This window comes from Roseateles sp. L2-2 (assembly GCF_050613215.1).
Taxonomy (GTDB): Bacteria; Pseudomonadota; Gammaproteobacteria; order Burkholderiales; family Burkholderiaceae_C; genus Roseateles; species Roseateles noduli.
Genome location: NZ_CP192509.1, coordinates 468,434 through 482,367 on the forward strand (window position 1 = coordinate 468,434; position 13,934 = coordinate 482,367).

Below are 13,934 nucleotides of genomic sequence, written 5' to 3' on the forward strand. Positions count from 1 at the left end.
AACCGCAACGCGCACGCACAGGAAGTTCACCCAGTGGCCATGCACGCGGACGGACAGGTTCACTCCAGCAATCGGAGCGCCCACTGCTCGTCGTCGTCCAGGCTGAAGCGCAGGTCCACCGGCAGGAAACCCCGACGCCCGTCCAGCCAGGCCGACCATTGCAGGGCCGGTCGACCGGCCCCGCGTACCAGGTCGCGCCGCAGCAGCCAGCGGTCGCCGTCGCGCGCCGCGACCTCGAAATCCCAGTCGTTGACGCCCGTCGGACCGGCGACCGGCACGCGCAGGCGCTGGCCGATGGAGGGCGCCGGTTCCGCCGCCAGCATCGCAGCCAGCTGCAGCCACCAGGACAGCCGATCCTGAGTGCCCGCCGACAGCGGAAACGCTCGTGCGCCTACAAGCAGAACCGGTCGCGCGGCATCCCGGTCGAAGATCAGCAGCTCACGGTCGCGACCCTGGCGCGTCACGCGATGTCGTTCGGGCTGCAAACCTTGCGGGCCAACGCGCCCTTCGCTCCGCCAGACCGGCAGTTCGCGATCGCCCGCGCGGCGTTCGAGGGTCATCTCGAAGCGCTCGGCGCCGATGTGGAAGCTCAGCGCCGCTTCACCCGGCTGGCCGTCGATGACGAAGGCGTAGGCCAGCGAGCCTTCGCCGTGCAGCGGTAACGCGAGCAGCGCGGGCACAGGTCGGGTGTCCGGTTTGCGCACGGGCGTCGCACGCCGAGCGGCGCGGGGAACGACGGGCTGCGCGACAGGTTGCACCGTCTGCTTCACAACAGGTTCGGGTGCGGGCGGAGGGGGCGCCTCGATGAGCCGTGTCGCGACCGCCAGGCTGTCGACCGCCCGCGGCAAGGGCCGGTCCGACAGCGCGAGGATGGCGCCCGCATGCAGCACCAGGGCCCCCGCGAGCGCCGCCGCGAAGGCGATGCGCTCCTGAGGTGAAAATGCCGCCACCGATCGTCCGACGAATGACTGTCCGCTCACAACAATGAAACTCGCCACCTACCGCGATGGATCCCGCGACGGCCAACTGGTGGTCGTGTCGCGCGACCTGAGCCAGGCATGCTATGCCAACGGCATCGCCACGCGCCTGCAACAGGTGCTCGACGACTGGAATTTCATGGCGCCCCAGCTGGAGACGCTGTCGCAGTCGCTGAACCAGGGCCGTGCGCGGCATGCGTTCGCGTTCGACCCGAAGCAATGCCTGGCGCCGCTGCCGCGACTGGCGGGCTGGATCGCGGGCGAGGCCTACCCCGACCAGGGTCAGGCCTTGCGCGACCGAGGCCTCGCGTGGCCGGAGCGCCTCAGCGCGCCGCTGCTGCGCGCCGGCGGCGCGGAGGCGCTGCTCGGTCCCACTGAGCTGCTCGACCTGCGCACGCCGGGCCTGGAGCCCGAACCGCAGCTCGCCGCACTCATCGGAGACCTCGGGCAAGGTGCCGTGCCGTCGCAGGCGCTGGAGGCCATCCGGCTGCTGATGCTGGTCAGCGACTGGGTGCTGCGGCCGGTGCAGCAGGAGGAACTCGCCAACGGGTGGCCGGCGCTGCACAGCCGCCCGGCGCTGCAGTTCGCGCCGGTCGCCGTCACGCCGGATGAGCTGCCCGGCGCCTGGTACCTCGGCCGCGCGGCGCTGCAGCTGCAGGTCATGCGCAACGGGCGCAAGCAGGCGGTCGTCGATGCGAAGACCGGCATGAAGTGGTCGCTCGGCGACCTGCTCGCGGAAGCGGCCCTCAACCGGCCGCTGCGCGCCGGCACGCTGGTCGGCGCGGGTTCGCCGGTGCTCGGCAAGCCGGTGGTGCTGGAGTCCGGCGACAGCCTGCGCATCGAGTTCAAGCTCGGCGACGGCCCCGGCCCGTTCGGCGCCATCGACATGGACCTCGCGGAGTCGGAAGATGCGGCATCGGACGTCGCCGGCACCGACGACGATACCGAGGGAGACCCCCCGGCGCGTGCTGCCGCGGCTGATGCCGAAGGCGTCGAGGCTGCTGAGACCGCTGAGGCCGCTGAGACGGCCATCCCTGACGTTCAAGAAGGAGACACCGATGAACCTGTTTCGCCGTGACCTGATCGCGCTGCTGGGCGCGGGCTGCGCCTCGCCGTGGGCGATGGCGCTGAGCCTGAGCGAGGGCGACGCCGCCTCCGGCGTGCGCGCGGCGCTCGAACGCGGCGCCCAGGCGGCGCTGGCCGACCTGGGGCGGACCGACGGCTTCCTCGGCAATCCGCAAGTGAAGATCGAACTCCCGGGCGCGCTCAAGGACGCCGCGCGCCTGCTGCGCACGACCGGCCAGGGCAAGCGCATCGACGACCTGATCACCTCGATGAACCGCGCCGCCGAGCAGGCGATGCCGGAAGCGCGCCAGCTGCTGGTCTCCACCGTGCGCAACATCAGCGTCGAGGACGCGGTGAGGATCGTGCGCGGCGGCGACAACGCGGTGACGCAGTTCTTCGAGGACAAGACCCGCTCGCCGCTCACGACGAAGTTCCTGCCCATCGTGACCAAGGCGACCGAACGCCAGTCGCTGAGCGAGAAGTACAACGCGGTGGCCGGCAAGGCCTCGGGCTTCGGGCTCATCCGCAAGGAGGACGCCAACCTCCAGGGCTACGTCACCGACAAGGCGCTGGACGGCCTGTACTTCATGATCGGCCAGGAAGAGAAGAAGATCCGCCAGGATCCGGTCGGCACCGGAAGCGCCATCCTGAAGAAGGTCTTCGGCGGATGAGAACGGTGGGCCGGGGCCGGGCTTCCTACAATCGGAGCCCATGAACGCCCCGACCCCCGCCCGTCCCGCCGTCGCCCGCCCCGCCGTGGCCTACACCCGCGGCGCCGCCTTGCCCGGCATCCTGGCGCAACGCATCGCCGTCCTGGACGGCGCGATGGGCACGATGATCCAGCGCTACAAGCTGACGGAAGCCGACTTCCGCGGCGAGCGCTTCGCCGATCATCCCAAGGACCTCAAGGGCAACAACGACCTGCTGGTACTGACCAAGCCCGAGGTCATCAGCGAGATCCACCGCCAGTACCTGGACGCCGGCGCCGACATCATCGAGACCAACACCTTCGGCACGACCACCGTCGCGCAGGAGGACTACGGCCTCCAGGACTACGCCTACGAGATGAACGTCGCTGCCGCGCGCCTGGCGCGCGAGGCCTGCGACGCGTTCAGCACGCCGGACAAGCCGCGCTTCGCGGCGGGGGCGCTCGGCCCGACGCCGCGCACCGCCTCGATCAGCCCGGACGTCAACGACCCCGGCGCCCGCAACGTCGACTTCGACACCCTGCGCCAGGCCTACTACGACCAGGCCAAGGCGATGCTGGAAGGCGGCGTCGACCTGTTCCTGATCGAGACCATCTTCGACACGCTGAACGCCAAGGCCGCGATCTTCGCCGTCGACGAACTGATGGACGACACCGGCGAACGCCTGCCGGTGATCATCTCCGGCACGGTGACCGACGCGTCGGGCCGCATCCTGTCGGGCCAGACGGTGACGGCGTTCTGGCACTCGGTGCGGCACGCACAGCCGATCGCCATCGGCCTGAACTGCGCGCTGGGCGCGGCGCTGATGCGGCCCTACATCGAGGAGCTCTCGAAGGCCGCCGGCGACACGCCGATCTCCTGCTACCCGAACGCCGGACTGCCCAACCCGATGAGCGACACCGGCTTCGACGAGACGCCGGACGTCACCGGCCGTCTGGTCGGCGAGTTCGCCGCTGCGGGCTTCCTGAACATCGCGGGCGGCTGCTGCGGCACGACGCCGGACCACATCCGCGCGATCGCCCAGAAGGTCTCCGCCTACCAGCCGCGCCGCTGGGGCAGCAAGCTGTTCAGCGGGCTGGTCGCCGAAGAGGTCTGAAGCACCGCCCCACGGCGGAGCAAGAACTCCCTCTCCCGCTTGCGGGAGAGGGCAGGGGTGAGGGCCAGCGGCCTGGGCCGACCACGACGCCCGACGCCCGACGCCCGACGGACGTCAGGTTCCGTAGAGCTTCAACATCGCGTCCATGTTGATCCGCAGGCGGATCTCATGCGGCGCGAGGCTGGCCGTGATGGCCTGGGCCTGCAGGCGCGTGTCGCGCAGGACGGGCGAGGTCAGCGGCGTGCCGCTGCGGCCCAGCAGCGAGGCCACCAGCGGCGCGTTGGCGCTGTGCCCGCGTTTGAGCACCATGCCTTCCTCGCCATTGGCCAGCCGCACCAGCGAGCCCGGCGGATAGAGGCCGATCGCCTTGATCAGCGCGGCACCCGCTTCGTCGGGCTGCTGGAGTTCGTCGAGGTAGACCGCCCGCGCCGCCTGTGCCGCGGACAGCGGCCGGCGGCTGCGCCGCGGGCTCAGGCGGGCGCCGTAGACGTCGGCGCGCCGCAGCAGTCGCGCCATCAGCTCGCCGTCGGAACGGCCGGCCAGCGGTCCGGGGCCTGCGTCGTGGTGGAGGCGCACGGCCGTCAGCCAATCGTCGTCATCGACGCCGATCGCCAGCAGCGTCGCCGCCGCGCGATCGCCGTGGCCGGCGAGCTGCTCGCGCTGCGCCTCGCCCAGCGCTTCCGGACGCATCGCGTGCTGATCCTGCTGCGCGCCGCTGTCCAGGTTCATCGTCAGCGCCGCCAGGCCCAGCGTGCGGCGCCGGCCTTCGCCCCAACCGAGCTGTCGCGTCGTCATCTCCACCAGCGCCAGCGACAGCAGCGCATGCCGCGCGCTGTACTGCAGCGGCTCCTGGCCGGCGTCGTGCACCAGCATCGCCAGCGAGGCGTCCGGCTGCTGCGTGAGCCGCGTCAGCACCTTGTCGAGCAGCTCGGTCAGGCGCATCAGGAAGTCCGGCCGGCGCGCATCGCGCAGCACCTGCTGCGCATGCCACTGCAGGTCGGCCCAGATGGCGGTGTGCGCCGGCGCCGTCTGCTGCGGCATCGGCATCGGCCGGGTGGGCTTGTACTCGGCGGTCGCATTGGCCAGCGCCGACATCGACGCGCCCTGCAGCATCATCGTGTCGAGCTTGTGGGCCAGGGCGCGCTGGTACTCGCGCGTCTCGTGCGCCTGCACCCACGGCCCGCGGGCCAGCAGGTCGCGGACCTGTGGCGTGTCCGGCAGCGGATGCCCGGAGGCGAACAGCAGATGACCCGCCGCGTCGCGCAGCGAGAACGTCAGCACCTGTCCCACGCGCAGGCTGTTTGGTGGCAGTTGGACCAGATCCACGGTGCCTTCCCTTCGACGTGTCGTCGTCTTGTCGTTGTTGTGTCGTCGCTCTCGTCTCGACGCCCGGGGAGGATAGGGGCGCCGCGGGCGGGACAAGGCAATACGGCACGAACAAAGCGGGGTCGGACCGGTAGAATGCACGCTGTTCCCGCTCCCAGCAAGGCCGCACCCGCGCCCCTTGCGGCGGCGGTGGTTTCCGAGGAGCGTTGCGACAGGTCCCGTCACCCGGGTGCCCGCCAGGCTCGGAACGGCGGTGTCGGACTCCCGGACACCGCCTCACAACGGCGCTCACCGACCCGCGTTCCGCGGGGTTGCGGTGAGTTGCGCGGCCCCGTCTTTCGTTTCAGCTCACGTCCAGCTCCGAAAAGCGCCGCCGCCATGTCCGCCACCCATTCCGCTTCCGACGCCTCCGACAGACCCCCCGCGCCCGTCGTACCGGTCGCCGTGCCTCCGATGAAGCTCTCCGGCCTGGAGCCGGTGAACATCGGCGCCGGCACGCTGTTCGTGAACATCGGCGAGCGCACCAACGTCACCGGCTCGAAGGCCTTCGCCCGGCTGATCCTGAACGGCGAGTTCGAGGCCGCCCTGAGCGTCGCCCGCCAGCAGGTCGAGAACGGCGCCCAGGTCATCGACATCAACATGGACGAGGCCATGCTGGACAGCAAGGCCGCGATGGTGCGCTTCCTCAACCTGATCGCCTCGGAGCCCGAGATCGCCCGCGTGCCGATCATGATCGACTCGTCCAAGTGGGAGGTGATCGAAGCCGGCCTGAAGTGCATCCAGGGCAAGGGCATCGTCAACTCGATCTCGCTGAAGGAAGGTGAGGCGGAGTTCCGCCGCCAGGCCAAGCTGATCCGCCGCTACGGCGCGGCCACGGTGGTGATGGCCTTCGACGAGACCGGCCAGGCCGACACCTACGAGCGCAAGACCCAGATCTGCGAGCGCGCCTATCGGATGCTGGTCGACGAGATCGGCTTCCCGCCCGAGGACATCATCTTCGACCCCAACATCTTCGCGATCGCCACCGGCATCGAGGAGCACAACAACTACGCCGTCGACTTCATCGAGGCGACGCGCTGGATCAAGCAGAATCTGCCCGGCGCGAAGGTCAGCGGCGGCGTGTCCAACGTGTCGTTCAGCTTCCGCGGCAACGAGCCGGTGCGCGAGGCCATCCACACCGTCTTCCTGTACCACGCGATCCAGGCCGGCATGGACATGGGCATCGTCAACGCCGGCATGGTCGGCGTTTACGACGAGATCCCCGCCGACCTGCGCGAGCGCGTCGAGGACGTGGTGCTGAACCGCCGCGAGGATTCCACCGAGCGACTGCTGGAGGTGGCCGAGTCGGTCAAGGGCGCCGCCAAGGACGACAGCGCCAAGCTGGCCTGGCGCGCGGGCGACGTCGCCGCGCGGCTGTCGCATGCGCTGATCCACGGCATCACCGACTTCATCGTCGAGGACACCGAGGAAGCCTGGCAGGGCATCCGCGCCGGCGGCGGCCGCCCGCTGCACGTGATCGAAGGCCCGCTGATGGCCGGCATGAACGTGGTCGGCGACCTGTTCGGCGCCGGCAAGATGTTCCTGCCGCAGGTGGTGAAGAGCGCGCGGGTGATGAAGTCCGCCGTCGCCCACCTGGTGCCCTACATCGAGGAGGAGAAGCGTCTGATGGCCGAAGCCGGCGAGGACGTGCGCTCCAAGGGCAAGATCGTCATCGCGACGGTGAAGGGCGACGTGCACGACATCGGCAAGAACATCGTCACGGTGGTCCTGCAGTGCAACAACTTCGAGGTCGTCAACATGGGCGTGATGGTCCCGTGCCAGGACATCCTCGCGAAGGCCAAGGTCGAGGGCGCGGACATCATCGGGCTGTCGGGCCTGATCACGCCCAGCCTGGAGGAGATGCAGTACGTCGCCGCGGAGATGCAGCGTGACGACTACTTCCGCATGAAGAAGATCCCGCTGCTGATCGGCGGCGCGACCACCAGCCGGGTGCACACGGCCGTCAAGATCTCGCCGCATTACGAAGGCCCGGTGGTCTACGTGCCTGACGCGTCGCGCTCGGTGGGCGTGTGCTCGGAGCTGCTGTCCGACGAGCGCGCCACGCGCTTCATCGACGAGCTGAAGTCCGACTACGAGAAGGTCCGCGTGCTGCACGCCAACAAGAAGCAGACGCCGATGGTGACGCTGGCGCAGGCGCGCGCCAACAAGCACCGCGCCGACTTCTCGACCTACACGCCGGCGGTGCCGCGTTTCATCGGCCGGCGCCAGTTCCGCAACTACGACCTGGCCGAGCTGGCGCAGTGCATCGACTGGGGCCCGTTCTTCCAGACCTGGGACCTGGCGGGGCCGTTCCCGGCCATCCTCAAGGACGAGGTCGTGGGCGCCGAGGCGCAGCGCGTGTTCAGCGACGGCAAGCGCATGCTGCAGCGCCTGATCGAGGGCCGCTGGCTGACCGCCAGCGGCGTGATGGGCCTGTACCCTGCCGCGCAAGTGAACGACGACGACATCGAGATCTACAGCGACGAATCGCGCACCGAGGTGCTGATGACCTGGCGCGGCCTGCGCATGCAGTCCGAGCGGCCGGTCGTGGACGGCGTGCGCCGGCCCAACCGGGCGCTGGCGGACTTCGTCGCGCCCAAGGGCACGGTGCCGGACTACATCGGGCTGTTCGCGGTCACCGCCGGGCTCGGCGTGGACAAGAAGGAGCAGCAGTTCATCGACGACCTCGACGACTACTCCGCGATCATGCTGAAGGCGCTGGCGGATCGCCTGGCCGAGGCCTTCGCCGAGCGGCTGCACCAGCGCGTGCGGCTGGACCTCTGGGGCTACGCGGCGGACGAGACGCTGAGCAACGAGGAGCTCATCGCCGAGTCGTACCGCGGCATCCGTCCGGCGCCGGGGTATCCGGCCTGTCCGGACCATCTGGTGAAGCGGGACATGTTCCGGGTGCTGCAGGCGGAGGACATCGGCATGGCGCTCACTGAAGGCATGGCGATGACGCCGGCGGCCAGCGTGAGCGGCTTCTACCTGGCGCATCCGGAGGCGGCGTATTTCAACGTCGGCCGCATCGGGGACGACCAGGTGGCGGACTGGGCGGCGCGCATGGCGCTGGACCACGAGGCCGCGCAGCGGGCGTTGGCGCCGCTGCTGGGCTGAACCGGCAGATCCGGCGGGCTCGACAGCCCGTTGTCGCGAGGCTGCGGCGACGCGCCGGCGCAACGAAAACCGCATCACGCGGCCTTGTCCTACAGGCCGCGTTTCACCCCTTTACAAACGGGACAGTTTTCGGCCCCCGCGACTTGTAACAGCGTGGCATTCTTCGCCCATCCCCCGTTGCTAGGGGAAAACCATAAGAGGTGAATCATGGCGTTGAATACCAATCAGAAGATCGCGGCTGGGGCCGTGGGAGCGACCGTGCTGGTCGTGGCGGCCTTCTTCGCGGGGCGTCAAGCCGCGCCGTCCCTGCCCGATGCGCCGACGGCGGCGATGGAGCAGCAGGGCAACGTGGTCGACCGCAACGGCGCCAACGCCGCGGACGAGGCCCGCGCGGCCCGTCGTTCCGGCGATGACGCCGTCCAGCGTTCGGGCAACGATTCGCGCCGCGTGGCGCAGCAGGCGCCGCGCGACGTCGGCTCGACCGGTTCCGCGGACAACTACGGTTCGTCGGGTTCCGCCCAGTCCGAACCCCGCGAAGCCCGGATCTGCTCGGCGTGCGCGACGGTGCTGTCGGTCCACACCGAGGCCCGTCAAGGCCAGGGCACCGGCATCGGCGTCGTCGGCGGCGCGGTGGTCGGCGGCCTGCTGGGTAGCGCGGTCGGCGGCGGTACAGGCAAGAAGATCGCCACCGTTGGCGGCGCGGTCGCGGGCGGCTACGCCGGCAACGAGATCGAGAAGCGCCAGCGCAGCACCACCGTGTGGGTGGTCAAGATGCGCAACGCCGACCAGAGCAACCGCACGATGACCTTCAGCCACGACCCGGGCGTGCAGAGCGGCGACGTCGTGCGCGCCAGCGAAGGCCAGTTGATCCGTCAATAAGCGCGGCGCGGTCTCGCGCGAGCTCATCGACAACGCCGGCATCGCCGGCGTTGTCGTTTCTGGGTGGGCTCAGTCCAGCGGACGCGAGGGTCAGTCATTGCGCCCCGGCAGCGCCCGGCGCCACTGGATCGCTTCCGAGACATGCAGGGCTGTGATGACGTCACTGCCCGCGAGGTCGGCGACGGTACGCGCGATGCGCAGGACGCGATGGAAGCTGCGCGCGGACCAGGCCAGCCGGGCCGCGGCGCGATGGAGCATGGCTTCGCCCTCGGGCGACATGCTCAGATGGCCGTCGAGCTGTCCGGCAGCCAGCATCGCGTTCGAGCATCCTTGGCGCCTGACGGCGCGGTCACGCGCCGCCGCGACGCGGGCGGCGACGGTGGCGCTGGTCTCGCCGTCCGCGACGGCCGACAGGATGGCCGGGGACAGGACCGGGACCTCCACCGTCAGGTCGATGCGATCGAGCAGCGGTCCGGACAGCCGGTTCTGATATCGCGTCACCTGATCCGGCGAGCACCGGCAGGCCTTGGTCGGATTGCCGAGGTGTCCGCAGGGGCAGGGGTTCATCGCGGCGATCAGTTGGAAGCGCGCGGGGAACTCGGCCTGGTGAGCGGAACGCGAGATGTGCACGCGACCAGTCTCCAGCGGCTCACGCAGCGCTTCCAACGACATGCGCTGGAACTCGTACTGGGAAGCTTGATACCGGACGAGAACTCAGTTGAAAGAAGCAATCTTCATGTTGAAAGCCTGAAGGTCCCCCTTTTTCGCAGCTAGTCAGCTCCGAACGAACGACAACAGATGTTCGAAAGGAACGTTTGATGGGTCAACGTTCCTTGAGTGCGTGAGACGGGCCTTTGAGAGTGAGCCGAGCCACTTGAAAGCATCGTGAGGTCGAAGGGGCGGGCAAGTTTGGACTTTTGGCGCCTGGAATCTTTCGACTTATCCACCGGCGGCGGCTGGGGCCGGACAACCGGAAGGCTTGGTAGTGAACAACCTATTAGCTGGGCGCCGAGGAATGTTTTTTGGGTCTCCCGCTTGGCTTTGCGGGACGTTCCACCGAACCGTCGTCGGCGACTTCTCCAAGTCTGCGACGAGCCTCGCCGATGAGCTCCTCGGGAAAGAGAGCAAACGGCGCGGCAATGGCCGAAAGCTGTTCGAGGGACACCTTCGCCTCACCCCGTTCTAGCTTGCCCAGGTAGGCCAGGTTTACGCCTGCGCGAAGCGCAAGTGACTGTTGACTCCAACCTGCAGCAGCTCGTCGCGTGGCGAGTACGAGTCCCAAAGCAATCTTTAGCCTGTCTACCGGGTCCATCCCGCTTCGCTCACACAAAGCGTCGGAGTGTTCCCAAAAGACCCTCCGAAATACAGATGCTATAAATTAGTTATTTTAAAGTGCTATATTTCTACGGGTCGCGTTGCGTGTGGTGCGCCGTCGCTGCATACGTCTCGCGATGCCTTCAACTTCTATCGCGTGAAATCATGACCAGTCACGACGGACTGCCCCCCGAGGGCCTTAGTTTGACGTCGAACAATTTGTTCATCGTTGACGTCAATGTGGACAGGCTCTCGGGCTCAAATCCTGAACGACGGGCGTTCACGGACATCGAGGCCGCTGTCGAGTTCATCGATGGGCGGGCTGCTCTGTTCAACGCGTTCCTTGCGCCAATCGGACTCGGCACAGACGCGATGTTTTACGGCTTGGTCGTCGAAGCTTTGAAGTCTCGGACGTCAGATGCCATCGCACTCCGATTCGCCAGCGCTCCTGAAGTGACGCTAACTTGCGGAGCGGCGATGCCGGGCGCTACTTTCGAACCTTTCTACCGAATCTATCCAGGGCGGACGCGATGAGCGATAACCGGCTGCCGACCTGCCTCATCAATCCACGAGGAGCACTGCATCCACGGCAGGCCGGTGCGTCGGGGACCGTTGATGGGCGTGAAAACTCGCTCGATGTCTTTCAGCTCAAGAGGTCCCGGTCCATCTATCGGGCGAAGACTTGACGAGCCGGTGATTGATGGACGAGGTCATGAGTGCAAGCGAACGTCCCACCATCTTCCTGAACCTTGACGGCGTCGCACATCGAGCGGAAATGGCTTACCTCCTGCCGATGGGTGTGTCCGGGCCAGAGGTGCCGAAGCCCTTCGAGTGGGTACATGCTCTGCGGCCTCTGGCAGACGAACTGGACGCTGACGTGGTTCTCCGCACCTCAGCGACCATGGTCTTGGGCTTCGAGAAGGTGAAGGCAATGGCTCCTTCCTGGCTCCAGGAGCGGATTGTTGGCAAGACGGGCGACACCATCGTCTGGCTCACGCTCTACGAATCGAGGAAGCTCAACTCGAGCTGCGGCGTGGTCCGCACTTACGTTAAGGAGCATGGACTGCGATGGTGGGCCGCCTTGGACGATGACGATGACGGCTGGCAACACGACAAGTACATGCGCTCGCGCCTGGTGAAGTGCGACCCAGCAATGGGCTTGTCCGACCCCGGCATCATCAAGCGGCTCAAGAAGGTTCTGGAGGCAACGAGATGAGCTCAGTAGCTGATGGCAGGGCTACGCCAGAGACGCCTTCCTCATCACTCCTGTTCTTGGACTTGGATGACGTCATCGCGCTCAATACGCATTACACCGGGCGCGATGCGGCACGAGCGGTCAATCAGCCCACCAGGGTGCCACCGGATTTCCATGAGCGTCTGTTTGCACGTGGGGCCGTTGCCGCCCTGAACCAGCTGCTGTCCGAATTCCGTCCTCGGGTGGTCCTTACGACATCGTGGTTGCGGCTTCTAGAGAGGAATGGCTTTCTGTCCCTCTTCGAGCATGGCGGCGTCCATGTCGGCGCTGATGACCTTCATCCGGTGTGGGAAGCGCCAGAAATCTACGGCCTTGGACGAGGAGCCTCGATTCAGCGTTGGCTCGCCAAGCACTATCGGGGCGAAGACGTCCTCATCCTCGATGACGACTGCTCGGGCGCCACACTCAGGGAAACGCCCTGGATGCGACAGGGTCACGTGTTGCTCTGCCAGGAGGGCGTGGGTTTCCACAACGGCTTGCTAGACGCTGCGCGCGCTGCATTTCGAACGCCCTTCGGTCCGCGGAGCGTTTGGAACCCGCCGCCCAGACTGCGATGAGCCATCGTGGGAAGCGCCTCAGGGAGACCATTCGTGACATCAGCCGATGACCACACCAAGCTGACAGGCGACGCGCACGATTCCGGATTCGTGCCGGACGCGCACCAGCGTGAGCTTATCGACGAAGCTGTGCGACAGAACCGACAGAGCGTCAGTGCCGGCCACTTCATCCCCGAAGACCTTCGACGGCGCATGCAGGATGAAGCCGATGTTCGAGCCCGAGAGACCGAATGTCCGTGAAGGTCGCGGAGGACATCAGGCGCGTCTACCCTCGCGCTGAGATGGTCGATTTGCGCGGCATGTCGAGCAACCTTGTGGAAAGTCGTCGCCGATGTCACTGCTTGGCTGCTCGACGCGATGCACCTCGACGCCGCTGACCTTCCCTCGTTGGCAGCCGGTCGACATCTCCTCAAGGAAAACGCAAGCGCGCAGAACCGCTGGCCGAGGGGAGAATGCTTTCATGACAGACCAGCCCATCCTCAAGATGACATCCTCCAGCTTCGAGGCGGCGCGAGCCCGAGCGGCGGCGGCTGCGATAAAGCCGCCGGCGTTCGAGGGAGAGTTACTCAAGGCGATGAGGGGGATGACAACTCGGTCTGAAGAAATGATGAGGCAAGTCGCGAACTCCGACCCCTTCCGAGAGATTCGGAAGACGCTGGTCCACGACTGGCGCGCAGACTTCGGGATGAACGTCCGGAAACTCTCCGAAGATGCCGTTGGAGAAACCTTCCGTCGCCAGATGAAGTCTCTGATGGAAAGCATCGGCGGCATGGGACGCCCCGACGACGTGCGGGCCTCGTTCCTCAAGACCGCTACCGGGCTGGATACGGAGCAGTTGATGGGAGGCTGGACCTCTCAGAGTTTCCTTCGAGAGCTGGCCGGTCAATCCGTGCACAAGCAGTTCGCCGAGCAAGCTTCGCGCTGGAGCACCTCGCATGAGGACCTGCTGCGAAGTCTCAGCCAGTTTCGCGAGCCCCTCGATTGGTCGTCTGCTCGGCAGATACTCGATATGTTCGTGCGCGCGCCGAGCGTGGCAGGTCTAAGCGAGAAGCTGGAGGAGGGACAAGGCTCGTCTGATGACCAGGCGAAGCGAGAAACCGAAGATGCAGCGGTTCATGAACTGACGGCAAGTGTCGAAGCGCAGCCGACTCTCCAAGATGCCTTGAATCAGATTCTTGCTGCTATCGACCGGAACCAGCAGCCTAGGCTCCAGCTGTACCTTGTCGGCGTTCTCCTTCCCATTCTTCTGATGGCGTTCAACCTCGTACTTGCGCCGGTTGCGGACTTTCATCTCAAACAAGCGCTGGAGGCAACGAAGCCCGAGAACAAGAAGGGCGTGCAAGTTGTGGCTCGACAAGCCGTGTCAGACGTACGTCTGCTCAAGGAGCTGCGGTTCGTCGGCGCAAAGCGCCTGCAGGTGATGGCGAGCGCACGCGCCCGAGGTGCCGTCGTCGGTCAGCTTCGGTTCGGCCAGGTCGTGCGCGTGGTTGAGAAGGAGCGTGACTTCACGCTGATTGTTTGGAAGAGCGAGGACGGCAAAGCAGAACTTCAAGGGTGGGTGTTCTCGCGGTACCTCGAGCGCTTCAAGTAGCCGCGTTGTCC

At 66.9% G+C, this 13,934-nt stretch carries 13 protein-coding genes, 1 pseudogene and 1 riboswitch; of the genes and pseudogenes, 10 read left to right on the forward strand and 4 right to left on the reverse strand.

Annotated elements, in window-relative coordinates:
• Positions 1-59 precede the first annotated feature (59 nt).
• A complete protein-coding gene (locus ACQZ13_RS02165; RefSeq protein WP_431049655.1) occupies positions 60-950 on the reverse strand; it encodes a hypothetical protein in 891 nt (296 codons plus the stop codon).
• Between the two features lie 34 nt (positions 951-984).
• Between ACQZ13_RS02165 and ACQZ13_RS02170 the strand changes: the two genes are divergently transcribed.
• Genes ACQZ13_RS02170 through ACQZ13_RS02180 form a run of 3 tightly spaced genes read left to right on the forward strand, consistent with a single transcriptional unit; the run spans position 985 to position 3,845 of the window.
• Positions 985-2,055 carry a fumarylacetoacetate hydrolase family protein gene (locus tag ACQZ13_RS02170; RefSeq protein WP_431049656.1) on the forward strand — a complete coding sequence of 357 codons (1,071 nt, stop codon included), beginning with the start codon at positions 985-987 and terminating at the stop codon, positions 2,053-2,055.
• Positions 2,036-2,713, forward strand: coding sequence for a DUF4197 domain-containing protein (locus ACQZ13_RS02175; protein ID WP_431049657.1), 678 nt, complete (start codon positions 2,036-2,038; stop codon positions 2,711-2,713). The genes ACQZ13_RS02170 and ACQZ13_RS02175 overlap by 20 nt, the downstream gene beginning before the upstream one ends.
• Positions 2,714-2,753: 40 nt before the next feature.
• The gene (locus ACQZ13_RS02180; RefSeq protein ID WP_431049658.1) at positions 2,754-3,845 is read left to right on the forward strand and encodes a homocysteine S-methyltransferase family protein; all 1,092 of its coding nucleotides are present in this window, start codon (positions 2,754-2,756) and stop codon (positions 3,843-3,845) included.
• Positions 3,846-3,959: 114 nt separating this feature from the next.
• Here ACQZ13_RS02180 and ACQZ13_RS02185 read toward each other — a convergent pair whose 3' ends face one another.
• Positions 3,960-5,171, reverse strand: coding sequence for an HD-GYP domain-containing protein (locus ACQZ13_RS02185; RefSeq protein ID WP_431049659.1), 1,212 nt, complete (start codon positions 5,169-5,171; stop codon positions 3,960-3,962).
• Between the two features lie 192 nt (positions 5,172-5,363).
• A riboswitch (S-adenosyl-L-homocysteine riboswitch) is annotated at positions 5,364-5,468 on the forward strand.
• 81 nt (positions 5,469-5,549) lie between these two features.
• On the opposite strand from ACQZ13_RS02185, the gene metH reads away from it, so the two are divergent.
• Together metH and ACQZ13_RS02195 are read left to right on the forward strand one after the other, a co-directional pair.
• Complete coding sequence (metH, locus tag ACQZ13_RS02190; RefSeq protein ID WP_431049660.1) at positions 5,550-8,327, forward strand: methionine synthase; 2,778 nt, start codon at positions 5,550-5,552, stop codon at positions 8,325-8,327.
• Between the two features lie 207 nt (positions 8,328-8,534).
• On the forward strand, positions 8,535-9,206 hold the full coding sequence (locus ACQZ13_RS02195) for a glycine zipper 2TM domain-containing protein (protein WP_431049661.1): 672 nt from the start codon (positions 8,535-8,537) through the stop codon (positions 9,204-9,206).
• A 90-nt stretch (positions 9,207-9,296) separates the two neighbouring features.
• On the opposite strand, the pseudogene ACQZ13_RS02200 reads toward ACQZ13_RS02195, so the two are convergent.
• Both ACQZ13_RS02200 and ACQZ13_RS02205 read right to left on the reverse strand, forming a co-directional pair.
• A pseudogene (locus ACQZ13_RS02200) lies at positions 9,297-9,890 on the reverse strand (ATP-binding protein); the annotation flags it as partial.
• Between the two features lie 313 nt (positions 9,891-10,203).
• Positions 10,204-10,518 (reverse strand): helix-turn-helix domain-containing protein, encoded by a 315-nt coding sequence (locus tag ACQZ13_RS02205; RefSeq protein WP_431049662.1) that lies wholly within the window; start codon positions 10,516-10,518, stop codon positions 10,204-10,206.
• A gap of 167 nt (positions 10,519-10,685) precedes the next feature.
• Here ACQZ13_RS02205 and ACQZ13_RS02210 point away from each other — a divergent pair, with 167 nt between their 5' ends.
• The 5 genes from ACQZ13_RS02210 (at position 10,686) to ACQZ13_RS02230 (ending at position 13,923) form a co-directional block, all read left to right on the forward strand.
• Positions 10,686-11,054 (forward strand): hypothetical protein, encoded by a 369-nt coding sequence (locus ACQZ13_RS02210; RefSeq protein WP_431049663.1) that lies wholly within the window; start codon positions 10,686-10,688, stop codon positions 11,052-11,054.
• A gap of 166 nt (positions 11,055-11,220) precedes the next feature.
• Positions 11,221-11,736, forward strand: a complete 516-nt coding sequence (locus ACQZ13_RS02215) for an HAD domain-containing protein (RefSeq protein WP_431049664.1) — start codon at positions 11,221-11,223, stop codon at positions 11,734-11,736.
• Positions 11,733-12,332, forward strand: coding sequence for an HAD domain-containing protein (locus ACQZ13_RS02220; protein ID WP_431049665.1), 600 nt, complete (start codon positions 11,733-11,735; stop codon positions 12,330-12,332). Before ACQZ13_RS02215 ends, ACQZ13_RS02220 begins: the two co-directional genes overlap by 4 nt.
• Before the next feature lie 33 nt (positions 12,333-12,365).
• Positions 12,366-12,572, forward strand: a complete 207-nt coding sequence (locus tag ACQZ13_RS02225) for a hypothetical protein (RefSeq protein WP_431049666.1) — start codon at positions 12,366-12,368, stop codon at positions 12,570-12,572.
• Positions 12,573-12,792: 220 nt separating this feature from the next.
• Entirely contained in the window at positions 12,793-13,923 is a 1,131-nt protein-coding gene (locus tag ACQZ13_RS02230) for an SH3 domain-containing protein (RefSeq protein ID WP_431049667.1), read from the forward strand.
• Positions 13,924-13,934: the final 11 nt, after the last annotated feature.